General features: G+C 64.7%; 25 protein-coding genes. 12 read left to right on the top strand and 13 right to left on the bottom strand.

Features of this window, described 5'->3' with window-relative positions; genetic code table 11:
* Nucleotides 1-77 precede the first annotated feature (77 nt).
* Genes flhB through B6V75_RS16445 form a run of 8 tightly spaced genes read right to left on the bottom strand, consistent with a single transcriptional unit; the run spans nt 78 to nt 6,311 of the window.
* Nucleotides 78-1,211 carry a flagellar biosynthesis protein FlhB gene (gene flhB, locus B6V75_RS16480; protein ID WP_240496989.1) on the bottom strand — a complete coding sequence of 378 codons (1,134 nt, stop codon included), beginning with the start codon at nt 1,209-1,211 and terminating at the stop codon, nt 78-80.
* Nucleotides 1,212-1,221: 10 nt separating this feature from the next.
* Nucleotides 1,222-1,983, bottom strand: coding sequence for a flagellar biosynthetic protein FliR (locus tag B6V75_RS16475; protein ID WP_240496988.1), 762 nt, complete (start codon nt 1,981-1,983; stop codon nt 1,222-1,224).
* A gap of 3 nt (nt 1,984-1,986) precedes the next feature.
* On the bottom strand, nt 1,987-4,077 hold the full coding sequence (gene flhA, locus B6V75_RS16470; protein WP_088720396.1) for a flagellar biosynthesis protein FlhA: 2,091 nt from the start codon (nt 4,075-4,077) through the stop codon (nt 1,987-1,989).
* Between the two features lie 7 nt (nt 4,078-4,084).
* Nucleotides 4,085-4,867, bottom strand: a complete 783-nt coding sequence (locus tag B6V75_RS16465; RefSeq protein WP_240496987.1) for a lytic transglycosylase domain-containing protein — start codon at nt 4,865-4,867, stop codon at nt 4,085-4,087.
* A 26-nt stretch (nt 4,868-4,893) separates the two neighbouring features.
* Nucleotides 4,894-5,163 carry a flagellar biosynthesis protein FliQ gene (gene fliQ / locus B6V75_RS16460; RefSeq protein ID WP_075775861.1) on the bottom strand — a complete coding sequence of 90 codons (270 nt, stop codon included), beginning with the start codon at nt 5,161-5,163 and terminating at the stop codon, nt 4,894-4,896.
* A 16-nt stretch (nt 5,164-5,179) separates the two neighbouring features.
* Nucleotides 5,180-5,500, bottom strand: coding sequence for a flagellar hook-basal body complex protein FliE (locus B6V75_RS16455; protein ID WP_088720395.1), 321 nt, complete (start codon nt 5,498-5,500; stop codon nt 5,180-5,182).
* A gap of 7 nt (nt 5,501-5,507) precedes the next feature.
* The gene (flgC, locus tag B6V75_RS16450) at nt 5,508-5,918 is read right to left on the bottom strand and encodes a flagellar basal body rod protein FlgC (RefSeq protein WP_075775863.1); all 411 of its coding nucleotides are present in this window, start codon (nt 5,916-5,918) and stop codon (nt 5,508-5,510) included.
* 21 nt (nt 5,919-5,939) lie between these two features.
* Complete coding sequence (locus B6V75_RS16445; RefSeq protein WP_088720394.1) at nt 5,940-6,311, bottom strand: flagellar basal body protein; 372 nt, start codon at nt 6,309-6,311, stop codon at nt 5,940-5,942.
* Nucleotides 6,312-6,397: 86 nt separating this feature from the next.
* Between B6V75_RS16445 and B6V75_RS16440 the strand changes: the two genes are divergently transcribed.
* Nucleotides 6,398-7,747: a FliI/YscN family ATPase gene (locus B6V75_RS16440; protein ID WP_206198505.1), complete on the top strand. Its 1,350-nt coding sequence runs from the start codon at nt 6,398-6,400 to the stop codon at nt 7,745-7,747.
* 21 nt (nt 7,748-7,768) lie between these two features.
* On the opposite strand, the gene B6V75_RS16435 is transcribed toward B6V75_RS16440, so the two are convergent.
* The 3 genes from B6V75_RS16435 to B6V75_RS16425 are packed head-to-tail and all read right to left on the bottom strand — an operon-like array spanning nt 7,769 to nt 12,114.
* Nucleotides 7,769-9,625 carry a hypothetical protein gene (locus B6V75_RS16435; protein ID WP_088720392.1) on the bottom strand — a complete coding sequence of 619 codons (1,857 nt, stop codon included), beginning with the start codon at nt 9,623-9,625 and terminating at the stop codon, nt 7,769-7,771.
* Nucleotides 9,622-10,968, bottom strand: a complete 1,347-nt coding sequence (locus B6V75_RS16430) for an FkbM family methyltransferase (protein WP_088720391.1) — start codon at nt 10,966-10,968, stop codon at nt 9,622-9,624. Before B6V75_RS16430 ends, B6V75_RS16435 begins: the two co-directional genes overlap by 4 nt.
* Before the next feature lie 3 nt (nt 10,969-10,971).
* Nucleotides 10,972-12,114, bottom strand: coding sequence for a hypothetical protein (locus B6V75_RS16425; RefSeq protein ID WP_088720390.1), 1,143 nt, complete (start codon nt 12,112-12,114; stop codon nt 10,972-10,974).
* A 231-nt stretch (nt 12,115-12,345) separates the two neighbouring features.
* Here B6V75_RS16425 and motA point away from each other — a divergent pair, with 231 nt between their 5' ends.
* Together motA and B6V75_RS16415 are read left to right on the top strand one after the other, a co-directional pair.
* Nucleotides 12,346-13,215 (top strand): flagellar motor stator protein MotA, encoded by an 870-nt coding sequence (motA, locus tag B6V75_RS16420; RefSeq protein WP_075775869.1) that lies wholly within the window; start codon nt 12,346-12,348, stop codon nt 13,213-13,215.
* 7 nt (nt 13,216-13,222) lie between these two features.
* Nucleotides 13,223-13,660, top strand: coding sequence for a flagellar FliJ family protein (locus B6V75_RS16415; RefSeq protein WP_088720389.1), 438 nt, complete (start codon nt 13,223-13,225; stop codon nt 13,658-13,660).
* Here B6V75_RS16415 and B6V75_RS16410 read toward each other — a convergent pair.
* Nucleotides 13,650-14,123: a hypothetical protein gene (locus B6V75_RS16410; RefSeq protein WP_088720388.1), complete on the bottom strand. Its 474-nt coding sequence runs from the start codon at nt 14,121-14,123 to the stop codon at nt 13,650-13,652. The two genes, B6V75_RS16415 and B6V75_RS16410, sit on opposite strands and share 11 nt — an antisense overlap.
* A gap of 163 nt (nt 14,124-14,286) precedes the next feature.
* Between B6V75_RS16410 and B6V75_RS16405 the strand changes: the two genes are divergently transcribed.
* The gene (locus B6V75_RS16405) at nt 14,287-14,682 is read left to right on the top strand and encodes a DUF805 domain-containing protein (protein ID WP_088720387.1); all 396 of its coding nucleotides are present in this window, start codon (nt 14,287-14,289) and stop codon (nt 14,680-14,682) included.
* A 61-nt stretch (nt 14,683-14,743) separates the two neighbouring features.
* Here the strand turns inward: B6V75_RS16405 and ileS are convergent, their stop codons facing one another.
* Nucleotides 14,744-17,728 carry an isoleucine--tRNA ligase gene (gene ileS, locus B6V75_RS16400; protein WP_088720386.1) on the bottom strand — a complete coding sequence of 995 codons (2,985 nt, stop codon included), beginning with the start codon at nt 17,726-17,728 and terminating at the stop codon, nt 14,744-14,746.
* 437 nt (nt 17,729-18,165) lie between these two features.
* On the opposite strand from ileS, the gene B6V75_RS16395 reads away from it, so the two are divergent.
* The 8 genes from B6V75_RS16395 to ybgF all read left to right on the top strand — a co-directional run bounded on the left by B6V75_RS16395 (nt 18,166) and on the right by ybgF (nt 24,690).
* Entirely contained in the window at nt 18,166-18,861 is a 696-nt protein-coding gene (locus tag B6V75_RS16395) for a hypothetical protein (RefSeq protein WP_240496993.1), read from the top strand.
* Complete coding sequence (ybgC, locus tag B6V75_RS16390) at nt 18,851-19,252, top strand: tol-pal system-associated acyl-CoA thioesterase (RefSeq protein WP_088720385.1); 402 nt, start codon at nt 18,851-18,853, stop codon at nt 19,250-19,252. Before B6V75_RS16395 ends, ybgC begins: the two co-directional genes overlap by 11 nt.
* A 115-nt stretch (nt 19,253-19,367) precedes the next feature.
* Nucleotides 19,368-20,063 carry a protein TolQ gene (gene tolQ / locus B6V75_RS16385; RefSeq protein WP_088720384.1) on the top strand — a complete coding sequence of 232 codons (696 nt, stop codon included), beginning with the start codon at nt 19,368-19,370 and terminating at the stop codon, nt 20,061-20,063.
* Between the two features lie 2 nt (nt 20,064-20,065).
* Nucleotides 20,066-20,545, top strand: a complete 480-nt coding sequence (gene tolR / locus B6V75_RS16380) for a protein TolR (RefSeq protein WP_075775876.1) — start codon at nt 20,066-20,068, stop codon at nt 20,543-20,545.
* A gap of 16 nt (nt 20,546-20,561) precedes the next feature.
* Nucleotides 20,562-21,821 carry a hypothetical protein gene (locus B6V75_RS16375; RefSeq protein WP_088720383.1) on the top strand — a complete coding sequence of 420 codons (1,260 nt, stop codon included), beginning with the start codon at nt 20,562-20,564 and terminating at the stop codon, nt 21,819-21,821.
* Between the two features lie 102 nt (nt 21,822-21,923).
* A complete protein-coding gene (gene tolB / locus B6V75_RS16370) occupies nt 21,924-23,246 on the top strand; it encodes a Tol-Pal system beta propeller repeat protein TolB (protein ID WP_075775878.1) in 1,323 nt (440 codons plus the stop codon).
* 71 nt (nt 23,247-23,317) lie between these two features.
* Nucleotides 23,318-23,851: a peptidoglycan-associated lipoprotein Pal gene (pal, locus tag B6V75_RS16365; protein ID WP_075775879.1), complete on the top strand. Its 534-nt coding sequence runs from the start codon at nt 23,318-23,320 to the stop codon at nt 23,849-23,851.
* Nucleotides 23,852-23,856: 5 nt separating this feature from the next.
* Nucleotides 23,857-24,690 (top strand): tol-pal system protein YbgF, encoded by an 834-nt coding sequence (gene ybgF, locus B6V75_RS16360; protein ID WP_346393649.1) that lies wholly within the window; start codon nt 23,857-23,859, stop codon nt 24,688-24,690.
* Nucleotides 24,691-24,698: the final 8 nt, after the last annotated feature.

The following is a 24,698-nucleotide window of genomic DNA, read 5'->3' as shown; positions in this document are numbered from 1 at the left end:
AAAGCGCGGGCGTTCCGGCCCGCGCAGTTACCCGAATTTGCATCCAGTTTGGGAAAAGGGACGTTCAGCCCCTATTCTCATTCCTCGTCGACCCGCAGGACCGAGCCTTTCGGCGGCGCGCGCCGGATGTTGCGACGCAGATCCATGACATAGCCAATGATCTCCGCAACCGCCTGCCAATGCTCGACCGGCACGGTGTCATCCACTTCGATCGTCGCGTGCAGCGTACGCGCGAGGGGCTTATTCTCGACGATCGGCACCTCGTTCTCGCGCGCGATCTGCCGGATGCGGGCGGCCACGGCATCGGCCCCCTTGGCGACGCAGACCGGTGCGGCGTCGCTGCCCTGTTCGTATTTCAGCGCCACGGCATAATGCGTCGGGTTCGTCACGATCACGCTGGCGGTCGGCACGGCCTGCGCCATGCGCTGGCGGGCGCGCCTGCGTGCGATCTCCGCACGGCGGCCCTTGATCTGCGGATCGCCCTCGGAGTCCTTCATCTCGTCGCGGATTTCCTTGAGAGACATGCGCAGTTTGCGCCGCCACTCGAACCGTTTCCAGATGATGTCGCCGATGGTGATCGGGACGAGGAACACCATCGCTGCGCTCAGCAGCCATCCGGCCCAATGGGCGGCGTAGCTCGGAATGTTCTCGGGCAGGAAATTCTCGCCCTGCCAGATCCCGGTGACCGCGCGTTTCGCCACCCACAGCGCGAGCACGCCGATGACGAGAACCTTGGTGATGCTCTTGGCGAACTCGACCAGTGCGCCGGGCGAGAACATCTTCTTCAGCCCCCCAAGCGGCGAGAGCTTCGACAATTTCGGCTTCATCCGCTCCGACGAGACCACGGTTTCGCCCTGGATCAACACGCCGAACAGCGCGGCCAGAAGCATCACGCCGAAGATCGGGGCGGCCCATCCCGCGATCTCGCCGAAGAGCATGCTGAGGATGTCGCCAATATCGCGCGCGCCTGCCGACCCTTGGCCAATCTTAACCTGGCCCGCCCCGGCGAAGACCTGACCAAGCGAGGTCATCGCCCGGCCCGCCACGAGTGGCAGGATGAACATCACGATCATCAGCAGCGAGAAGACCGACATCATGTTGCCGGTCTCGCGCGAGGAGGGCACGTCGCCTTTCTCGCGCGCCGATTTCAGCCGCTTGTCTGTCGGCTCTTCGGTCTTGGAGGATTTATCCTGTTCGTCGCCTTCGGCCACGGCGCGCTCCTTAGGGTATGACGAAAGTGCCGAGCCAGTCGGTGAACCGGCCGAGGAAGACATGCAGCATGCTGGGCGACGCCGCCGCAAGGATCAGCAGGCCCGACGCGATCAGCGCGGGTGCTGCGACGAAGAAGACAGGCAGCGCGGGCATCATCCGGTTTGCAAGCCCCATCCCGAGATTGAAGATCAGCCCCATGACGAAGAACGGCGCCGCGATAGCCGCCCCGATATAGAGGCTGGCCGACGCGGCCTTCACGATCTGCTTCGCCATGTCGCCCAGCAGCAGGGTGCCCGGCGGAAAGACGTCGTAGGAATAGAGCAACGCGCGGATGATGACGTGATGCGTGTTCGTGACGAAAATCAGCGCGACGCCCGAGATCAGCAGGAAGCTCGCGATCATCGTGGAGCCTTCGAACGACCCGAGGCTCGGCGCGAAAGCATTGGCGAGACCCGAGACCTGCCCGGCCTGATGCCCCGCAAATTGCAGCGCGCTGAACAGCACCCGTGCAGTCAGCCCGATCCAGAGGCCCGTCGTCACCTCAAACCCGAGATAGATCGCGAAAGAAACGAGATTGTCGGGCTGCATCGGCATCACCGGCGTCGCGGGATAAAGCGCGAGGCTGAACACCACTGCCATCGCCAGACGGCTTCGGGTCGGCACCTGCATCTCGCCGAAGCCCGGCATGAACATCATAGCGCTGCCCAGCCGGGCGAAGACTATGAGATAGCCGAATAGCTGCGCGTCGAGAAATGTGCTCAGCCCGCTCACCCCTCAGGCCCCGATCGTCCCGACCGTCTTCATCGCGGCCTTTCGGTGCACCTCGTTATGTGAGATCACCTGAGTCATCGGGCTCACGCGTTCGAGCATCGAGCGGACATAGCCACGCACTTCCGGCGCGACCATCAGCGCGGGCCATTCGTCGCGTGCGGCGTGGCGCTGGATTTCCTGACGCGCCTCCAGCACGAATTCCTGCACGCGCTGCGGCGACATCAGGAAGGTCCGATCCTTGCCGTTGATCTTCACCGCTTCGCCGAATTCATGCTCCCACGCACCCGACATTGTCAGCACCGGCACGAAGCCCGAAGCATCCGCCAGCGCGCGGCAGATCTGGTTCGCAAGGCGGGCGCGGACCCGCTCGGTGATCACGGCAGGGTTGGTGCTCGACGGCGCGGCCTCGGCCACCGCCTCGATGATGAGCGGCAGGTTGCGGATCGAGATACGCTCGGCCAGCAGCGATTGCAGCACCTGCTGCAGCAGGATTTCCGGGGCGGGGTTGGAGATGTCGCTCGCGAGTTTCTGGTAGTCCCGGTCCAGCTCGGCCAGAAGCTTCTTCACCGCGCCATAGGTGAGCAGTTCGGACATATGCTCCTTGATGATCTCGGTGAGATGGGTGGTAATCACGCTCTCGGGGTCCACGACCGTATGGCCCTGCTGTTCGGCCTCGGACGCGCGCGCCGGGTCGATCCAGACCGCGCTCAGCCCGAAGGTGGGTTCCTTGATCCGCTCGCCGGGCAGCTTCACCTGATCACCGGACGGGTCGATCACCATCACGAGGTTGGGGCGCAGCTCGCCTTTCGCCGCCTCGACGCCCTGCACGAGGATCGAATAGCTGTTCGTCGGCAGCATCGGGTCGTCCTTGATGCGCACCGAGGGCAGGACGAAGCCGTAATCCTTCATGAAAAGATTGCGCAGGCTTTTGACCTTGCCGGGCAGGGCGGCGTCCATGCTCGAGATCAGCGGCACCAGTCCCGCGCCGAGGCTGAGGCGCAGCTCGTCGAGCTTGAGTTGCTGCTGCGTCGTCTCGGCCGAGGTCTCTTCCATCTGGGCCGCGCGGGCTTCTGCCGCCGCCGCGTCGCTGGCGCGCAGCGCGGCCTGCTCCTGCATTACATAGCCCAGCCCCGCGAGCAGCCCGGCCAGCGCGAAAAACACCACGATCGGGAAGCCGGGCAGCAGGCCGATCCCGCCAAGAAGCACCGCCGCCATGTAGAGCGCTTTCGGGAAGTTCGACAGCTGCCCCAGCACCGCCTCGTTGGCCGCGCCTTCCGTGCCGCCTTTCGTGACGATCAGGCCCGCTGCCAGCGACACCACCAGCGCCGGGATCTGCGTCACCAGCCCGTCGCCAATCGTCAGAACGGTGTAGTTGCCCGCCGCCTGAGAGACGCTCAGCCCGTGCTGGACCACGCCGATCAGGATGCCGCCGACGACATTGATCAGCGTGATGATGATCCCGGCCACCGCGTCGCCGCGCACGAATTTCGACGCACCGTCCATCGCGCCGAAGAAGCCGCTCTCGTCCTCGAGCTCCTTGCGGCGGCGCTTGGCTTCCACCTCGTCGATCAGTCCCGCGCCCAGATCGGCGTCGATCGCCATCTGCTTGCCGGGCATAGCATCGAGCGAGAAGCGCGCGGAAACCTCGGCGATCCGGGTCGAGCCCTTGGTGATGACGACGAAGTTGATCACCACGAGAATCGCGAAGATCACGATACCGATCACGAAATCCCCGCCCACGATGAAGCGCGAGAACCCTTCGATGACGCCGCCCGCCGCGCCGGGGCCGGTATGGCCCTGGCTGAGAATCAGCCGCGTCGAGGAGATGTTGAGCGACAGCCGCAGCATCGTCACCACGAGCAGCAGCGTCGGGAAGGAGTTGAACTCCAGCGGCTTCGGGATCCACAGCGCCACCATCAGGATCAGCACCGAGACCGACAGCGAGATCGCGAGGCCGAAATCCAGGATGATCGGTGGCAGCGGGACGAACAGCATCCCGAGGATCAGCGTCACGCCGATCGCGAAGCCGATATCGCGGTTCTTGATGCCGAGCCCCACGAGGTTCTGGCCGAGACTGGTTTGTTTTTGGCTCATTGCGCGCTCAATTCGTTCGCGTGAAATTGGGAAGCACAGGTTGCAGGTCGTTCGTCGAATAGATCGAAAGCCGCATGTCCTGATCCGCCGTCAGATCGGCCGACCAGAAGACGGGCAGTTTGCGGCGCGTGGGGCGTGGCGAGGCGGTCATGGTGGGCGCGTCCACGGAGGCTGCGCCTGCGAGTCGGACGAAATAGTCGCCCCTTTTCTGCGCCACCGCGAGATTGCGCCTGAGCGCGGTCAGATAGGTCTGGCGCGCCTCCGGGGTGAAGGAGTGATACGAGCCTGCGGCGAGCCACCAATCCCCCGTCCGCCGATGCAGATCGACCAGAAACCGCGCCGCGTAATCCACATTCGCCGCCGGATCGAAGGACTGGGCCAGCGAGTCAAACGCGTCCGGATGCCATTTGCGGTTCACCTGCATGCAGCCCGTATCGATCGAGGTGACGCCCGCTGCTTGCTTCTGGTGGACCCAAGCCATCGCCGCTTCGCGGCTGTCGAACACGCGCCCTTCGCCCGCGGCATTCACGCTCCACGGCCAGACGGTCAAGCGACCTTCATTGCGAAACCCCGCCTCCTGCAGCCCGATCGCGAGAAGCAGGTTGTCGGGGATGCCGTAGCGGTCCTGCGCCGCGAAAATCTGGCGCAGGCATTGCTGGTCATTGCCGAACTTGGAGGGGACGACTGTGGTTGCCTCGGGCACGGGGCGGCTGGAGGTGTAGAACCCCGCCCAGCCCTCGGCCCGCGCGGGGCCTGTCGCGGCGAAGCTCGCGATTGCAAGCGCCGCCAAGGCGCGAAACCACCCCGCCCGCGCCATCAGGTGGGCCCGTTCATGATGAGATCGAAGACGGTATCCGACAGGTGCGAGAGCGTCGCGTAGATGAAGGGCAGGGCGAGCACGAGGCCCACGAAGATCGCGACGATCTTCGGCACGAAGGTCAGCGTCATCTCCTGCACCTGCGTCAGTGCCTGGAAGATCGCGATGCCAAGGCCGACAAGCAGCGCGAGCGCGAGGATCGGGCCGGCCCCGAGCAGGATCGTCCAGATCGTGTCCGACATGATCGCATAGACATCGGCTTCTTCCATGACGCCCCCGCCTGCCTCAGATCGGCATCCGCATGATTTCCTGGTAGGCCTCGACCAGCTTGTCGCGCATCGCCACGGTGACCTTCACGGTGGATTCCAGCGCCATCGTCGCTTCGACGACCTGCTGCGTGCTGGCCTGTCCCGTCAGACCCGCCTGCGCGGTGGTATCGGCCGCACGCATGGTCTGGACCGCGTCTTCGGCGGCGCTCTTGAGCATGTCGCCGAAGCTTTGTCCCGCGGATTTGGCCTCCTGCGCGGAAGCAGGACCGCCACTCAGGTTGCGCGAGGCGCCATAGGCGCCCCGGATCGCTGCGTTGGAGAGGACTGGATCGCTCATGCGTCACCTATTTCAGAAGGTCGATCATCTCGCGGCGCATCTGGCGACCGGTCTCGAGCATGTTCAGGTTGGCCTCGTAGCTGCGCGCCGCTTCGCGCATGTTGCTCATCTCGATGATCGGGTTGACGTTCGGCAGTTTCACGAAACCCTCGGCATTCGCCGCCGGATGAGCCGGGTCGTATTTCAACACGAAATCAGAGGTGTCGCGACCGACTTCGGTGACATCGACCATCGAGGCGCCTGTCGCGTCATCGACCATTTCGCCGAAGGAGATGGTCTTGCGGCGGTAGGGATCCGCGCCCGGCGTCGAGCCGGTCGAATCCGCGTTGGCCACGTTTTCCGAGACGACCTTCAGTCGCTCGCCCTGCGCGCGCAGCCCGCTTGCCGCGATCGCACCGATTGATTTCAGAGGGTCCATGCTCATAGTCTGCTCCGCACGTTACTCTTTGCCGCTGGCGGCGTTGATAAGCTGGTAGGCCTTTCGATAGAGGTTCGCCGCCAACCGATATTGGTCCGCATTCTCGCTCGCGATCACGGATTGCTGCTCCAGCGCCACGTCGTTGCCGTCGAGACTGCTGTCCCATGCGCCGCTGGCATTCACCGTCTCGACGGTGGTTTCGTGCGACGGGCCGCCGGTTGCGCGCGCCGCGTCGCTCTTCTCGAGGAAGCTCTGGAAGTCGGTGACGTCCCGCGCGCGGTAATTCGGCGTGTCGGCATTGGCGATGTTCTCGGCCAGCACCTTCTGGCGGGCCGCAAGCCACTGCATCCGATCCGAGGCGAGGTTAAAAAAGGATATCGTATCAAGTTTCACGTTGGATCGCTCCGTTTTCATGGATAGTATACTGGTGTGAGAATGGATTGGTAGGGTTTATCCTTGTGAATACGATTTTTTCTTCCTTGAATTATGCGGTTGACGAGGCCGATGAGGCAAGAATTGTCGGTCATGTCCATTCGGTCACGGGCCTGTCGCTGACTGTCGTCGGGCTCGAACGCGCGATGGGAATCGGCCAGCGCTGCATCGTGCACGGGCGGCGCGGTCCGGTTCTCGCCGAGGCGGTCGGTTTGAACGAGGCTGGAACCCGCGTTCTGCCGTTCGGCAGCTGGGATGGCGTCTCGGTGGGGGATCGGGTCGAACTCGACCAGCACGGCGATCTGATCCACCCCGATGAAAGCTGGATCGGTCAGGTCGTGGATGCGCTGGGCCGGCCCGTGCGCAGCGGCACTGGCTGGACCCCGGGGGAGATGGCGCGCGACCTCAAGGCCGCCCCGCCGCGCGCCTTCGACCGAAAGCGGGTCGGCGCGAAGCTCGAGACGCAAATCAAAGTCTTCGACATCTTTACCCCGATCTGTCGTGGCCAGCGCATGGGTGTCTTCGCGGGCTCCGGCGTCGGGAAATCGACATTGATGGCGATGCTCGCGCGCAATACCGATACGGATGTGATCGTGATCGGGCTGGTGGGCGAGCGTGGCCGCGAAGTGCAGGACTTCATCCAGAACGATCTGGGCCCCGAGGGCATGGCGCGCGCGGTCGTCGTGGTGGCGACGGGCGACGAGCCGCCCTTGCTGCGCCGTCAGGCGGCGTGGACCGCGACCGCCGTGGCCGAGCATTTCCGCGATCAGGGCAAGCAGGTGCTGCTGCTGATCGATTCCGTCACCCGCTTCGCGATGGCGCAGCGGGAGATCGGCCTCTCCGGGGGCGAGCCGCCGACGATCCGGGGCTACCCGCCCACCGTCTTCGCGGAACTGCCGCATCTGCTGGAACGGGCGGGACCCGGCGTCGAAGGGACGGGCGATATCACCGGGCTCTACACGGTGCTGGTGGACGGCGATGACATGAACGAGCCCATTGCCGATACCGTGCGCGGGATCGTGGACGGGCATATCGTGCTCGACCGCCACATCGCCGAACAGGACCGCTATCCGGCGGTGAATGTGCAGAAAAGCATCTCGCGGATGCTGCCCGACTGCCACACCGACGCCGAGTATCGGATCATGCAGGCGGCCCGGCGCGCGCTGGGAAAATATGCGGATATGGAGGATCTGATCCGGGTGGGCGCTTACCGTCCCGGCGCCGATCCCGACACAGATGCGGCGATCCGCTTCCACCAAAGCGCGACGGTTTTCCTGTCGCAGCGGAAATCGGAGCAGCTTGGATCGATGCGGGCCTTCGCGGAAACCTACAGGCTGCTACTGGAAGCGGGCTTCGACGTGCCGCTTCCCGAAGAGGTAGATGGCGAGGGCGCGTAAGCCCGCGGTCCCGAGCGCCTCTTAAAGCGCGGCGATTTCCGACAGTGGGCCGCTCCAGTCGCCGAGCTGCGCCTGGCGATGAAGTTGCAGGTTTCCATACCAACGATCCGGGCTTCCTTGACGGCCCCAATACCACATGCACGCCGCCCCTTTCGGGATCAGCACATGGGTGTCGGGATGCCCCAGCGCACCGCAGAGATGGGCGGTGGTGTTGTCGATGCTCACCACCCGATCGAGCGCCATGATCTGTGCGGCGAACCCGTCGAGATCGGCGAACTGGTCGATTGCGGCATCGTGGAAAAGCGTCAGGTCAGGACGGCTGCGGGCGGCTTGCGCCAGCTCCGCCTCGCGGTCGCCATATTGCAGGTTCACCACCAAGGCACCTTCGGGCAGGGCCCTCAGCATCGTTTCTAGCGCGAGCGAGCGATGCGCTCCGGTGATCGCGTCGCTGCTGTGCCATGCGACGCCGACGATCGGTCGCCCCTGCGCCATCTCGCGATAGCGGGCCCGGGTCATCTCGACCTGCACCGGATCGGCGTTCAGATACCCGCCAAGCGGTCGCGCCGCGAGCGCCTCGACGGTGAGATAGCGCACGAGGTCACCGACGAAGATCATTTCCTCCGGAGCGACGCCCATCTTGTCGACCTTGGTGGTCTCCGCGAAGGCGATCCCAAGGCCGGAACGCTCGATCAAGGGCTTCATCCGGGCCTCGCCGACGAAGGTCACCTTTGCGCCGGCGGGCAGGGGAGCGCGCCCGATGATGGGCAGCAGCGCAAGCTGGTCGCCGATCCCCTGCTCGTCGACGAGAAAGAGGCGATCGCGGGTGGCGAGCCGCTCGGGCTCGGAATTTTCATAGGGAATGCGGCGGCGGTTCGCGTCGGGCTGGCGGCCTGCGTAATAGGGGGCTCCCGCCGCGAAATCGCCTTCGCCCATCAGGAAGGTGCCGTAGGCGCGCCGCACCCAGAGCCCGCCCCCGTCAACGAGGTGAAGGGCTTCGCGAAACGCGATCCGCGCCGCGCGAAAGTCTTCCCGGTCGAGGTGGCAATTGCCGGAAAATCCCAAAACCCGCTGGAACTGCGCGGGATCTTCGAAGCGATGCGAGAGGGTCTCGAGGGCGCGCTCGGTCTCGCCGCACGCACGTAGAGCCGCCATCCGAAGGGTGACGATTTCGTCGCGATGCGCGGGGGGCAGATCGGCCTCGGCCAGCAAGGCATCGGCGCCGACGATGAGGCCCCTGTAGTTCTGGCGGAAGAGTTTCGCCTTGAGCAAGCCGATGCGGTGCGCGATCGGCGCCGGCGAAAGTCGCGCGGCTTCCTCGTAGGCGGGCGCGGCTTCGGCATTGCTTTCGCCTGTGGCGAAGGCGTCGGCCGTGATGAACCAGATCTCGGCCGTCTTCATGCGCTCAGCCATCTTGCGCAGATTTCGTCCGGCCGTGGTCGACCGGTCGAGCCGCCCCATCAGATCGGCATAGAGGCGGGCCATCGGAACGTCTTCGCTGCCACGCTCGATTGCCTGCGCAAACAGATCGATGGCCGCGAAGATGTCGGCCTTGAGAACCCGCGCCTTACCCAGCCCTGCAAGCCCCATCGGATCGGTGGGCGCGATCAGCAGGGCGCGTTCGAAGAACTTCGTCGCGGCTTCGGCCTCGCGGCGGTCGAGCGCCACGGTGCCCAGCACGAGCCACGGGTGACGGTTCGCCGGATGCGCCTGGCTGACCTCATGCGCCAGCCGCGCCGCGTGCGGGCCGTCAGCCGCAGCGAGCGCCTCATAGGCTTCGTGCATCGTCAGCGCCGCTGCGCTGTCCGCGATACCGTAATACTTCGCGGCTTTCGCGGCCCGGGCGCGCCGGTCCTTGCGTGAGAGGGTGGTCTGGGTCATGCGCGTTCCCTCGGAATGGCGAAGTAGTCGATCGAATGGACGTAGAACACGCTGTCGACCAGCACGTAGTCATGCGCGCGGCACCATTCCTGCGCGAAGGCGAGGAGGTTGTCGCGGCGGGTCTCGACCCAGATCAGCGGGCGGTCGCGCGCGATCAGCCCCTCGGCCCCGGCGAGCACGTCCAGCTCCATCCCTTCAGCGTCGATCTTGAGAAAGTCGGCGCGGGCGTCGGCCATCAGCGCATCCAGCGTCACGACCTTCAACTCGCCCGCTTCGTCAGCGATCAGTGTCGTGGCCCCGAGGTTGTTTTCCTGCGTCGTCTCTGCGCGGAAGCTGCCCTCCGCGCGGCCCACGCCGAAGCCCATGCCGCGCCGGTCGATCAGGCCGTCGATCCCGTTCGCGGCGATATTGCCTTCCAGAAGGGTCAGCGCCGCGGGGTTCGGCTCCACCGGATAGATGCGCGCCGGGTTCAGATGCTGTGCGTACCAGACGACGTGGTTGCCGATATTCGCGCCGACCTCGACGATATGCGGGTGCTTCACGCCGATCAGATCGCGCAGCTTCTCGAGCGAGCTATCCTCGAAGAACCTCCCCTGAAGGTGGGTGTTCTGGATGATGTCGAGCGGATTGGTGATCTGCATCTTCGCCGCCACCCCCCGATGTTCGAGCGGCGCCCAGAGCGGATCGCGCTCGACCGCGTCGGCCCACATCCGCTCGACCTGTCGGGCCCAATCGGCTCCGGTCGCAGAGCGCGGCCCGGTGGAGTGCTGATCGCGGCGGTTGATGAAGAAGATCTCCGGGCGTTTCGCGCAGTGCCCGTTCTGCCAGAGTTGCAGGTAAAGCTTGTAATCCTCGCCCGTATCCATCGCCTCATCGAAGCCGAAGCGCGCCGCGAGTTCGGTGCGGATGAAAGCGCCGATCTGAACCGCGAAGAAGGGTGGCGTGGCGAGAAACTCTGCATAGCTGGAAAGCTCTGCCGGCTGACCGTCACGCAGTTGCGGCTCGCCCGCCGCGTCGAATTCGCAGATCAGCCCCCAAAGCGCATCGAGCGTGGGCTCATCGGCAAGTCGCGCGCCGAAAGCCTCGAACGCGTTCGGGGTCAGCACGTCATCCGCATCGAGGAAGAAAATCCATTCGATGCCCGCCTCCTGCGCTTGCCGGATCGCGGTATTGCGACGTGCAGACCGGCCGTGCAGCCCTTGCGTGTCATCCATCGGGTAGTGATGGACATGGTCGAACGGCCCCTTGGAAAAGCCGATCGCGGTCTCGACGGAGGGCGCGCAGCTTTCTTCGAACAACTGGCGATGGCCGGGGCCGATCGGGGTGATGATTGCGCAATCCATGGCTCAGCGCTCCTTGCCGCTTTGTTCATCCGCAAGCGACTGGAAGACGGATTCCCGGATCGTATCGAGCGAGACCTTCCGCGCCTCGCCATGGCTGAGCGCAGGCGTCAGGCCAAGTTGCAGCGCCAGCGCCGAGAAGAAGATCAACGCGGCGCCGCCCAACATCGTGCGCATCTGCGGCTTCGCGCCCTCGCGCTTTGCTGGAAACTTGCCTGGCTCCGCGCGCGCCGGGGCAGACAGGGCAGCGGCGCGCGGTTTTGCGGCTTCGGGGGCGATGAAGATGTAGTGGTCGAGCGCGGTCAGTCGCGCCGTCAGCGGCGCCTGCCGCAAGGTCGCGAGAAGCGGGGCCGGGAAGTGATCCGCCGCGGCGTGGATCTGACCGGGCAGGGCGGTTGCCCCCTGACGCGCGAGTTCCGCCACCGGGATGGCGAAGCTGCGAAGATCGTCGCGGAAGTAGACGTCTCGGACCCCGAAGCTTTGCGCATCGGCGCCGGCCTCGTCGATGGTGATCCGCACGGTGTCGGCATCGAGGCTCAATTCGCAAGTCGCCATCAGCGCCTCGGCCCGGTGCGTATCGCTCAGCCGCCGGAAGCCGGGCGGGCCGCCATCCGCGCTCACCGGGGCCGTTGTTTCCGCTCGATTGGTAGGCACAGAGGCCGTATTCCTGCTCGTCGGCGGAGCGTTCGATGTCGCGGAGTATGTCGGGTTCAACTCCGACAGGAGCCGCTCGACCTCGCGCAACGCAGGCGACACCGAGGCGGATTTCGCATCGGTCATCGCTTCCGGGTCGAGCCCCTCGTCGGCGGCATAGGCGAAATTGATCGCGTAATCGCGGGCGATTTCCGGAAGGTTGTCGGTGTCCTGCACGAGCGACAGAATCTTCTGCTCGTCGGAGAACAGTATCCGCCGTGTCTGGTAGCCGTCGATCTTTGGAATGACGCTGAACTCATCCGCGCGCCAGTTCATCGACCGCGCGAGCCGGGGCAGTACGCGCCCGGCCTCGCTCGCGTGGAAGACCAGCATCGCGCAGCCGCCTTCCGGGTCGAGGCCGACGGCCAGACACATGTGCTGCGGCCATTGCTGGAACAGATGGCGCAGATCCTGCTCTTCGAGCAGAAAGGCTATGGCTTCCGCACTGGCGCTCATTCGATGCCCTGAATCCAAGATCAGTGTTGGAGTTATCCTATCTATTCATGGATAATCGGTCAAGTTTCCTTGTCTATAGATGATATAGTGTGTTTTGTGCTTATTCTCGTTAATGATTTTGGTATTTATACTTGACTTAACGAGAGCGTCACCGGAGATTTGCTCGAGATTTTGGGGAAACTGCGCCTGCCGGTGAAAGACTGGGGGCGCGAAGCATACGGACAAAGTATAATGACGATCATCCTTGGCCTGTTGGCCGTCGTGGGCCTCGTGTTCGGCGGCTTCCTCCTGTCCGGCGGCAGCATGGACGTTCTGATTCATGCCTTGCCGTTCGAAGGGATGATGATCGGCGGCGCCGCGCTCGGGTCGTTCCTGATCGCCAACTCGTTCGGGATGATCAAGCAATCGGGCCGGGGGCTCGTAAAGGTGCTCAAGGGCAGCAAGTGGAAGACGGCGGATTACACCGACCTCTTGAACCTGCTCTACGAGCTGTCGCGGCTCTATCGCAACAAGGGTATCATCGCGCTCGATCCGCATGTCGAAGCCCCGGAAGAGAGCGAGATCTTCAGCCGCTATCCGCGTATCCTGAAGGATCATTTCGCGATCCAGCTTATTACCGATAGCTTCCGGATGCTGGCGATGAATTTCGACGACAAGTACCAGACCGAGGACGTCATCAACCGCAAGCTGAAGAAGCATCACCGCGAGGTTCTGGCCCCCGCCTCAGCGCTCCAGACCGTGTCCGACGCCTTGCCTGCCATCGGCATCATCGCCGCCGTTCTGGGCGTGATCAAAACCATGGGTGCGATCGACCAGCCGCCGGAGATCCTGGGTGGTATGATCGGCGGCGCGCTTGTCGGGACCTTCCTCGGCGTGTTCCTTGCTTATTGCTTCGTGCAGCCGATGTCTGGCCGTCTGCGCCAGATCGAGGAAGAGGATTCCGCGTTCTATGCGGTGATCCGCGACATCTTCGTTGCGCTTGTGAGCGACCACCCGCCGAATATCTGCGTCGAGATCGGGCGCGGCAGCATCCCAACCGCGCATCAGCCGGATTTCTACGCCGTCGAGCAGGCGCAGAAAGACCTGCCGCAGGCGGCGTAACCGCGCCATGGCCCGCAACCGGATCGCGGCCCTGGAGGTGATCGGGCGGCTGCGGCGGCGTGAGCTCGAAGAGCAGGCCGGCGAGCTATCGAAGCTGAATGCGCAGGTCGCGCGGCTGGAAGGCGAGCGCGATACGCTGACAGCGCGCGCCCGCGCCGAGCTTCACGTCACCTCGCCTGAGACCGCGCCTTACGCCGCCGGATTCCGCGAGGCGGTGCGCGAGACGGTCTCGTGGCTCGATCAGGAGATCGGCACGCTGAACGAACGCCGCGTGCCGCTCGAAGACCGGATGCGAGAGCTGTTCCGAGAGGCGAAGACCTATGACACGCTTCTCGACCGGGCCCGCGCCGAACGCGCGGCGGAGCTGGCAAAGCGCGAGCAGGCACAGGCCGAGGAGCGCACGCTGCAGCGCTGGCTGCGCGACAGGGATGCGGTCAGAAGCTGAAAATCTCGCCGAGATTGGCGATGATCGTGACGAGCAGGACAACGCCGGCAACGAGCAGCGCGATCCACCAGACATATTGGAAGACGATCGCCGCGATTCCGAGGCTCACCGCATAGCTCGGCAGTCGCCAGTTTTCGCGGAGTGCCGCTGCGATCCCCGCGAGCACGATCGCTAGGATCCCGAGGACCGGCGCCGCGAGGCCGAGGTAGCTGGAAGCCGGGAGTGGTTGCGGCTCCACCGGCTTCGGCGCAAGGCCGAAGAAGGACCGCCAAGCCGAGCGTTTGATCTCGCCAGCGATCTCGCCAATCTGACTTCCGGCAGAGGGCTGAGGCCCGTTCGAAATACCCGAGATCTGCACGAAAACCAGAACCAACGCGGCCGCGCCCGCCAGCAACGCCCAGAAGCCCCAACTGCGAAACAGGGGGCGAAGCGGGGCGGGCGGATGGCTTTCACTTTGGGTCATTCCGCGAGGTTAGCCGCGAATCTTGACGCAAATAAGAAGAATGCACGTCGCGCGTTGACGCATCACGCGCCCACCGCACCTGCCCCGCCGGATTCACGCTGGCGTGACGCGTCGTCCTGAGGCTAAGCTTCCTCGACAGCTCATCCACGAAGGGAGACGCCCGATGGAGTTCAGCGAAGCGATCCGCAAATGTTTCTCGAACTACGTGACTTTCACCGGCCGCGCGGCCCGGCCCGAATTCTGGTGGTTCGTGCTCTTCGTCTTTCTCGGGAACATCGTCTTCGGGCTGCTGGATCGCATCCTCTTCGGTCCGATGATGATGCGGAGCGGCGAAGCGTCGCTGCTGGGGGCGATCTTCTCGCTCGTCGTGTTCCTGCCGTCGCTCGCGGTGCTGGTGCGGCGGCTGCACGACCTCGACCGAACCGGCTGGTGGGCCTTGATCATGCTGATCCCGCTGATCGGGACGCTGGTCCTGCTCTTCTTCACCGTTCAGCGCGGCTCGCCGCGCGGTAACCGTTTCGGGCCGCCGCCGCTGCCGCCGCACCAGATGCCGTCCTGACCTGACATGAAAAAGGGCACCCAAGCGGGTGCCCTTCATTCCGTCACCGGATACGCGCCTCTCAGTCGAGCGCCGCATCGCACCGTTTGCAGGTGCCGGGATGCTCATGCGTGCCGACATCGGGCAGGATCTTCCAGCAGCGCTCGCATTTCTGACCGTCGGCCTTCTCGAAGACCACCGAGATGCCCGAAACTTCGGGCAGGCGGTACGCTTCCTGCGGAGCCGGATCGGCGGTCAGCGCGATGTCCGAGGTGATGCAGAGATCCTCGAAGGGCACCGATTTCAGCGCCGCCAGAACATCCGCATCCTCGACATGTACGACTGGTGCGGCCTCTAGCGAGGCTCCGATCACCTTGGCCGAACGCTGCACCTCCAGCGCTGCCGTCACCACGCGACGTGCGCGGCGGATGCCATCCCATTTCGCCGCAAGGCTCGCGTCGGCCCAGGCTTCGGGCGTCTCGGGGATGTCCTGCAGGTGAACCGAGGCATCGTCGCCCGGGAAGCGCGACAGCCACACGTCTTCCATGGTGAAGACGAGGATCGGCGCGAGCCAGGTCGTCAGGCGATGGAACAGCAGATCCAGCACCGTGCGCGCCGAACGGCGGCGCAGGCTGTCCTCGGGGTCGCAATAGAGCGCATCCTTGCGGACGTCGAAATAGAAGGCCGACAGGTCCACCGTGCAGAAGTTGAACAGCTGCTGGAAAACGCCCTGGAAATCGAAGGCGTCATAGCCCTTGCGCACCTCGGTATCGAGCTGTGCCAGACGATGCAGTACCCAGCGCTCCAGCTCCGGCATCTCGGTCGGATCGACGCGCTCGGCGTCGGAGAACCCATCGAGATTGCCCAGCATGAAACGCAGCGTGTTGCGCAGACGACGATAGCTGTCGGCGGTGCCTTTCAGGATCTCCTTGCCGATGCGCAGATCGGCCGTGAAGTCCGACTGCGCAACCCAGAGCCGCAGGATATCGGCGCCGTATTGCTCGATCACCTCCTGCGGCGCGACGGTGTTGCCGAGCGATTTGGACATCTTCATGCCCTTCTCGTCGAGCGTGAAGCCATGCGTCACCACGTTGCGGTAGGGCGCGCGGCCCTTCGTGGCGCAGGCCTGCAGCAACGAGGAGTGGAACCAGCCGCGGTGCTGGTCGGTCCCCTCGAGGTAGACATCGGCGATGCCGTCCTCTGTCCCGTCCGCGCGGTCGCGCAGCACGAAGGCGTGGGTGGAGCCGGAATCGAACCAGACGTCGAGCACGTCGAAGATCTGCTCGTACTCGTCGGGATTCACGACGCCTTCCAGAACCTTCGCCTTGAAACCGTCCTCGTACCACGCGTCCGCACCCTCGGTCTCGAAGGCGGCGGTGATGCGCGCGTTGACCTCGGCGTTGCGCAGCAGGAAGTCTGCGTCGGTGGGCTTGGCGCCTTTCTTGACGAAGCAGGTGAGCGGCACGCCCCAGGCGCGCTGACGGCTCAGCACCCAGTCGGGACGGTTCTCGATCATCGAATGCAGGCGGTTCTTGCCCTTCTCGGGCGTGAAGGTCACCAGCTCCTCGATCGAGGTCAGCGCGCGGGCGCGGATCGTGTCGCCATACTCGCCCATGCCGTCATCCAGCGTGTGGTCGATCGCGGCGAACCATTGCGGCGTGTTGCGATAGATCAGCGGGGCCTTGGAACGCCAGCTATGCGGATAGGAGTGCTTGATCTTGCCCTTGGCGAGAAGCGCCCCGGCCCAGGCCAGTTGCTTGATGTTCGACACATTTGCCGGTCCGTCCTTGCCATCAGCCGCGACGATCGCCTCGCCGCCGAACAGCGGCAGGTCCTTGCGGTAGCTGCCGTCGGGCTCGACGTTATAGGTCATCTGCAGCCCGTATTTCAGGCCCATCTGATAGTCGTCGTCGCCGTGGCTCGGTGCGGTGTGAACGAAGCCCGTCCCGGCCTCGTCGGTGACGTGGTCGCCGGGCAGGACCGGGACGTCGTAATCCCACTCGCCATTCGCGCCCTCGACGCCGGCATAGGGATGCGAGAGCGTCAGCCCCTCAAGCTCTGCCGCGCTGACATTGCGCACGCGGGTGAAGCTCTCGACTTTCGCCTGATCCATCACCGATTGCGCCAGCGCATCGGCCATCAGCAGCAGTTCGCCTTCCTCGGCGGTCGATTTCTCGCCCAGCGTGTCGACGCGGTAGAGCCCGTAGGCGATGCCCGGATTGAAGGACACGGCGCGGTTTTGCGGGATCGTCCACGGGGTCGTGGTCCAGATCACGACGCTCGCCGCGTGCAGCTGATCGGCCAGCAGCGCCTGATCCGCGGCGTCATATTCGACCGCATCCTCGGTCGGCATGTCGGCATTGCCGCCCCGGCGGACCTTGAAGCGCACCCAGATCGTGTGGCTGGTGTGGTCGTGATACTCGACCTCTGCCTCGGCCAGCGCGGTCTTCTCGACCGGCGACCACATCACGGGCTTGGAGCCTTGGTAGAGCGTGCCGTTCATCAGGAACTTCATGAACTCCTCGGCGATCACCGCCTCGGCATGGTAGTTCATCGTCAGATAGGGATCGGCCCAGTTGCCATAGACCCCCAGACGCTTGAATTCCTCGCGCTGGATGTCGACCCAGTTCTCGGCAAAGGCGCGGCATTCGCGGCGGAACGCCACCACGTCGACAGCGTCCTTGTCGAGCCCCTTGGCGCGGTACTGCTCTTCGATCTTCCACTCGATCGGAAGGCCGTGGCAGTCCCAGCCAGGCACGTAGCGCGCGTCGCGGCCCATCATCTGCTGAGAGCGAGTGATGAAATCCTTCAGGATCTTGTTGAGCGCGTGACCGATATGGAGATGGCCGTTCGCGTAGGGAGGGCCGTCATGGAGCACGAAGCCGGGGCGCGTCTCCTTCGCGGCCTTCTCGCGCAGGCGATCGTAGACGCCGATCTTCTCCCAGCGCGCCAGCCAGTCGGGCTCACGCGCAGGCAGGCCCGCGCGCATCGGGAAATCGGTTTTCGGCAGGAAGACGGTGCCGCGATAGTCGGGGGCGGTCGTCTCGGTGGTCTGGTCGGAACTCATGGATAGGTCGTCCTTGGGAAAGGGAAGGGCGTGCGCGCGCACGCCGCGAGGCTTGGCGCAATATCCCGGCTACCCTGACGCGTCAGAGCGCCGGGCAAATAATTCGCGGATATGCAGCCAGCAAGAACATGCCGCCCTTATAGGCGTGAGGTGCAAGCGCGGCAAGCGCAGATCAGGGAGGGCTGCCGCCCGTCACCGTGGGTTCGCAATCGCCGAAGAGGAGGGGGCGCTGCCCCCACGCCCGGTCGGGCGCTCCCCCCACGCCCGGTCGGGCGCTCCCCCGGGATATTTGTGCCAAGCCGAAACGTCGTTGCAGGCAAAAGCCGGGGATGCGCGGCCGATCGGGCTGGCCCCCTTCCCCCCTCGGTCGCGATCTCTTAGGGTCGGGGCGAAGCGAGGGAGGCAGCATGGCGGAACAGGCAGAAATCACGGGCGAAATGGTGGAGCAGCTCTTCCGGCGCTCTTCCGACGAATATCTATTCGCACGTTGGGGGCGCCCCGTCGTTCCCGTCGTGTTCGGGGTCGAGGCGGCGACGCTTGCGACGGTGAAGGGCGCGGTCGAGGCGGTGGTGGCGCTGGCAGGGCACAAGATGGCCGAGACCGATCCCGAGCTGGGCGCGAACCTGATGATCTTCTTCTTCCGCGACTGGCAGGAATTGCTCGAGGTGCCCAATCTCGATCACCTGATCGACGGGTTGCAGGATCTGGTGATCCGGCTCGACGATCAGGGGGCGAACCAGTATCGCGTCTTCCGCTTCGACAGGGAGGGCGCGATCCGCGCCTGTTTCGCCTTCGTGCGGATGGATGCGGGGCTCGACGAGGTGCCCGCCGAGGTAATCGCGCTCAGCCAGGCGGTGCAGATGATCCTGCTTTGGTCCGACAAGGCCTTCGTGAAACGCTCGCCGCTTGCGGTGGCGCGCGGGGTGACCGTGCTGCGCCCCGAGATCGCTGCGGTGATCGCAGCTGCCTATGACCCGACGATGCCGGCTGTGGCGAAAGATCCGAGCCACGCGCTGCGTCTCGCGGCCCGCGCCGGCCTGCGTCAGGGCGAGGCCGCAGAGGCGGTGCGGGAATTGTCGCGCGAAGTGGGCGAGGCGGAGCCGGACGATCGGGAGAACGAGCATGGCGCATGAGTTTCCGATCCGGGTCTATTACGAGGATACCGACCTCGCGGGGATCGTCTATTACGCCAATTATCTGAAGTTCATCGAGCGCGGGCGGTCCGAATTCGTCCGCGCGCTGGGCGTAGATCAGGTCGCCATGAAGGCCGATTACGGGGTGGTCTTCGCGGTGCGCCGCGTCGAGGCCGATTACCTGCGTCCCGCGAAATTCGACGACGAACTGGTGGTGACGACCGACCTCGTCACCGAAACGGGCGCGCGCTTGGTGATGGAGCAGACCGTGCAGCGCGACGGCGAGGTGCTGTTCACCGCGCAGGTCACCATCGTCTGTCTCAACGAGGCGGGCGCGGCTCAGCGGCTTCCCGCCGATATTCGCCGGAAACTGGCCCCGAAACTGCATTGAAAAGCGGCGGGGTTTCGCCGGTTACATTGTTGTTATGGCGTTCCCCTTACTGCTGATATAGAATCGCTGGTAATCAGAGGCCCGATAACGTGGCCCCAACCGGCGAGCAGTACCTATGGACCATTCTTCGCTTGCGATGGCGCAGGAGATCGATTTCTCCCTGCTGGCGCTCTTTCTGCGCGCATCGCTGACCGTCAAACTCGTGATGATCATCCTCGTCGTGGCCAGCTTCTGGTCCTGGGCGATCATCATCCGCAAATTCATCGCCTATCGCGCGGCGCGCTCCGAGGCGGAAGCCTTCGACCGGGCCTTCTGGTCCGGCGAGCCGCTCGACGAGCTGTTCGACCAGATCGGCCCCGCGCCCGAAGGCGCGAGCCAGAAGATCTTCGCCGCCGGCATGTTGGAATGGCGCCGGTCGCATCGTCAGGACGGGGCGCTGATCACCGGCGCGCAAGCGCGGATCGAACGCTCGATGGATGTCGCGATCCAGAAGGCGACCGAAAACCTCAATTACGGGCTGACCTTCCTTGCGACCGTGGGCTCGATCTCGCCCTTCGTGGGCCTGTTCGGTACGGTCTGGGGGATCAAGGTCGCCTTCGAGGAGATCGCGATCTCGCAGAATACCTCGCTCGCCGTCGTGGCGCCCGGCATTTCGGAAGCGCTGGTGGCGACCGCGCTGGGTCTTCTCGCGGCAATTCCGGCGGTGATCTTCTACAACAAGCTGTCGTCCGATGCCGATCGCATTGCGGGCAACTATGAGGCCTTCGCGGACGAATTCTCGACCATCCTGTCGCGCCAGTTGGATAGCTGATCATGGGTGCGGGTGTTGCAAAACGCGGATCGGGCGGATCGCGGCGCCGCAGGAGCGGACGCGGGCGTCACGCCGCGATGAGCGAGATCAACGTCACGCCGATGGTCGACGTGATGCTGGTGCTGCTGGTGATCTTCATGGTCGCCGCGCCGATGATGACGGTGGGCGTGCCGCTCGAGTTGCCGAAGACGGCGGCCAAGGCCGTACCGACCGAGCAGGAGGTGCCGCTGACGGTGTCGATCCAGGCGGACGGGAAGGTCTCGCTGATGAACTCGGAAGTGCCGCAGGATCAGCTGATCGACCGTCTCAAGGCGATCGCGGCCGAGCGCAAGAGCGACAAGGTCTTCCTGCGCGCGGATGGCAAGATTTCCTATTCTCAGGTGGTGCAGGTGATGGGCGCGCTCAACGGCGCGGGGTTCTCGAACATCACGCTCGTCACCGATACCGGGGGGCCGCAATTGACGGCGCCTGCGGGGAACTGAGCCCAGGGGGCATCGCATGAACCGTGCGGACAAGATCGGTTACGGCCTGTCGGGCGCGCTGCATCTGGGCGTGCTCTTCTGGGTCATTGCCGGGGGCCAGTGGTTCTTCCCGAAACCGAATAAGCCGGTGGTGATCTCTCAGGTCGCGGTGATGTCCGAGAAGGACTTCAACACGATGATGGCCTCGGCGCCGAAGGACGCGCCGCAGCCCACGCCGGATCCGGTCGCGCCCACGGCGCCCGATACGCCAACCGAGACGGCCCCGCCGCCCAAGCCGCCCGCGCCGGAGCCGCAGGCCAAGCCCGAGCCGGAACCGCAGGCGATGCAGCAGCCCGACCCCGTACCGGATGCGCAGCCCGATGTGTCGGCCCTGCAAGAGCCGCCGCCGCCTGCCGAAGTTAGCGACACGCCGCCGGAGATCGTGCCGCCGGTCGAGGAGCCTTCGCCGACGGTCACGCCCGATATCTCGCCCGTGCCGAAGCCGAAACAGGCGCCGCGCGTTGCTCCCACGCCTGCGCCCGAGCCGCCGCCCGAGGCGAAGGTCGACCCGCAGGCTCAGCCGCAAGAGGCCCCCAAACCCGCTGACACGCCCGATCAGCCCACCGAGAAGCCGAAGGAGGCGACGGCGCCGCCCGAAGCCTCCACCGAAATCGTGACCGAGGCGAACAAGACCAAGGACAAGCCGGAAAGCTCCGCGCCGCTGGCCTCGCCGCGGCCGAGCGCCAAGCCAAAACCGCCCGCGCCGAAAGAGACGCAGACGGCTGCGTCCCCGGCAGAGAAGAAGCCTGAAGCGCCCAAGCCCGCCGAGAAGAAACCGGCTGAGCCGAAACAGGCTGAGAAAACGCCCGCGCCGAGCGAGCCGAAGAAAGTCGACAGCGCCTCGGTCAACGATGCGCTTGCGGCTGCCTTGGGCGGTGAAGGCACGGGTGGCACCGGCTCTGCGCCGACGGGTCCGCCGATCACCGCGGGCGAGAAAGACGCGCTGATCGTCGATATCAAGCAGTGCTGGAACACCGGCGCGCTCAGCTCGGATGCGCTGCGCACCACAGTGACGCTGTCGGTCGACATGCAGCCCGACGGCCACCCGATCATCTCCTCAATCAAGCTGGTCGGGGCGACGGGCGGCACCGGCAACGCGGTCGATCAGGCCTTCGAGGCCGGGCGACGCGCCATCGTTCTGTGCGGTTCGGACGGGTTCCCGCTGCCGCCGGAGAAATATGACCGCTGGAAAACGATCACCATCGACTTCAATCCCGAAAAAATGAGGATGAAATGATGGCTGATCGGCGAATTTCCGCGCGGTGTCATGGGGTTGTGATGCACGATCGTGCCGCAGCGCGTTACAAACCGGGCAAGACCCGGAAAGGGAGTGTGTGACATGATGCGTTTCGTTCTCAGTTTGCTGGCCGCTGTGATGCTGGCACCCATCGCCGCAATCGCGCAGGATTCCGAGCCGCTGCATATCGAGATCACCGATGGTGTGATCGAGCCGATGCCGTTCGCAATCGCGGGTTTCATCCCCGAGACCCCCGACGCTGGCCAGATGGCGAGCCAGATCACGCAGGTGATCTCGAGCGATCTGACCGGGACCGGGCTGTTCCGCGAAATTCCGAAATCCGCCTATATCCAGAACGTGTCGAGCTTCGACACGCCGGTGAAATATTCCGACTGGCAGGCGATCAACGCACAAGCGCTGGTCGTGGGATCGGTCGGGATGCAGGGCGGCAAGGTGGTCGTGAAGTTCCGCCTGTTCGACGTGTTCTCCGGACAGCAGATGGGCGACGGGCAGCAACTTGCGGCCTCGCCGGCAAGCTGGCGGCGTCTGGCACACAAGGTCTCGGACGTGATCTATTCGCGCATCACGGGCGAGGGGCCGTATTTCGACAGCCGCGTTGTTTTCGTCTCGGAAAGCGGGCCGAAGGACAACCGCCAGAAGCGCCTCGCGGTGATGGATTACGACGGCGCGAATGTGACCTATCTCACCGATGCCTCGACCATCGTGCTCGCACCGCGTTTCTCGCGCGACGGGACGAAAGTGCTCTTCACCACCTTCGAGACCGGTTTCCCGCGCATCAAGATGCTCGACGTGGCGACCGCCTCGGCGAGGCTGCTGCCTGAAGTGCCCGGGACGATGACATTCGCGCCGCGCTTCTCGCCCGATGGGCAGAAAATCGTCTACTCGATGGAGCAGAACGGCAATACCGACCTCTGGATGATGAATGTCAGCACGGGCCAGACCCAACGCCTGACGACCTCGCCCGCGATCGAGACTTCGCCCAGCTTCTCGCCCGACGGCTCGCGGATCGTGTTCGAGTCCGATCGCTCGGGTACCCAGCAGCTCTACATCATGCCGGTCGGCGGCGGCGAGGCGACGCGGATCAGCTTTGGCGACGGGCGCTATTCGACGCCGGTCTGGTCGCCGCGCGGCGATATGATCGCCTTTACCAAGCAGAACCAAGGCCGGTTCCATATCGGCGTGATGCGCACCGATGGCTCGGAAGAGCGGCTGCTGACCTCGTCCTTCCTCGACGAGGGCCCAACCTGGTCGCCCAATGGCCGCGTAATCATGTTCACCCGGGAGAGCCCCGGCGCCGAAGGCTCGGCCTCGCTCTATTCGGTCGACATCTCCGGGCGCAACCTGAAGAAAGTCTCCACGCCGGGCGCCGCGTCGGACCCGGCCTGGTCGCCGCTTCTGCCGTGAGGGCGGATTAACAAGCGTTAGAGAAACTGGTAGGCTCGCCCGCAATGGGCAGATCAACAAAGGCGGAACCAATGAAATTTGCAGTGAAGGCCGTGTTGGCCATCTCGATGCTGGGCCTCGCGGCCTGTTCGAACCCCGATCAATACGGCTCCGGTGCGACCGGTCCCGGCGGCGCGCTCGGACCGGGCGGCGCTGGCATGGGCGGCGTCAGCCAAGGCGGGATCAACGATCCGAACTCGCCGGCCTATTTCAGCCAGACCATCGGCGACATGGTGCATTTCCAAGTCGACCAGTCGACGCTGACCGACACCGCGCGCGGCATCCTGAGCCAGCAGGCGAGTTGGCTGGTGAGCCACCCGAGCTACACCGCGATCATCGAAGGCCATGCCGACGAGCAGGGTACCCGCGAATATAACCTCGCGCTTGGGGCGCGTCGTGCCTCTGCGGTTCAGGAATACCTGATCAGCCAAGGCGTGGCCGGCAACCGTCTGCGCACGGTCTCCTACGGTAAAGAACGTCCGCTGGCAGTCTGCTCGACCGAAGAGTGCTACCAGAAGAACCGTCGCGCCGTGACGGTGATCTCGCAATCGGCGGTCGGGAGCTGATCGCGATGCTGAGAGCTTTGCTTCTCGGTGCGGCTGTTCTTGCAGCCGCGCCCGCGCTGGCTCAGGACGCGAACCGCGCCCAGACGCTGGCTGACATCAAGACCGAACTGGGACAGCTTCAGGCCGAGATCGGTAGCCTGCGCCAGGAACTGAAATCCTCTGGTCAAGCCGGTCTGCAGAAGGCGGGCGGCGATTCCGCTCTGCAGCGCATGGATTCGATGGAGCTGTCGCTGTCGCATATGACCGACCGCGTCGAGGAGCTGGAAAACAAGATCAACCGCGTCGTCGCCGACGGCACGAAGCGGATCGGCGATCTGAACTTCCGGGTCTGCGAAATGGAAGAGAATTGCGACATTTCGAAGCTTGGCAAGACAGAGCCGCTGGGAGGTGAAGCGCCGAACACCGGTGCGTCGGTCACGGGTCCGGCTCCGGATTCCACGCCCGGACCCGATCTTGCGATCAACGAGAAATCGGATTTCGAGGCGGGCAAGAAGGCCTATGAGGATGGCGATTACGCCTCTGCGGCCGATCTTCTCACGACCTTCCGGCAGACCTATCCCGGTTCCCCGCTGACCAGCGACGCGATGTATTATCGCGGTCTCGCACTGCAAAAGCAGGGTGATGAGGCGGGCGCTGCGCGGGCATGGCTCGACGGGTTCTCCGCCGACCCGAAAGGCTCGCGCGCCGCGGACAACCTGTTGTCGCTCGGCAAGGCGCTGGGGCAGCTCGGACAGCAGAGCGAGGCCTGCACTACGCTGGGTCAGGTGAGCGCACGCTTCCCGGGTTCGTCGGCGGCGGGCGAGGCGCAGAACGCGCAGCAATCGCTGGGATGCCAGTGAGCGTTCTC

It is taken from the genome of Thioclava sp. F1Mire-8, from assembly GCF_002213165.1.
GTDB lineage: Bacteria > Pseudomonadota > Alphaproteobacteria > Rhodobacterales > Rhodobacteraceae > Thioclava > Thioclava nitratireducens.
This window is presented reverse-complemented; position numbering and strand designations above follow the sequence as displayed.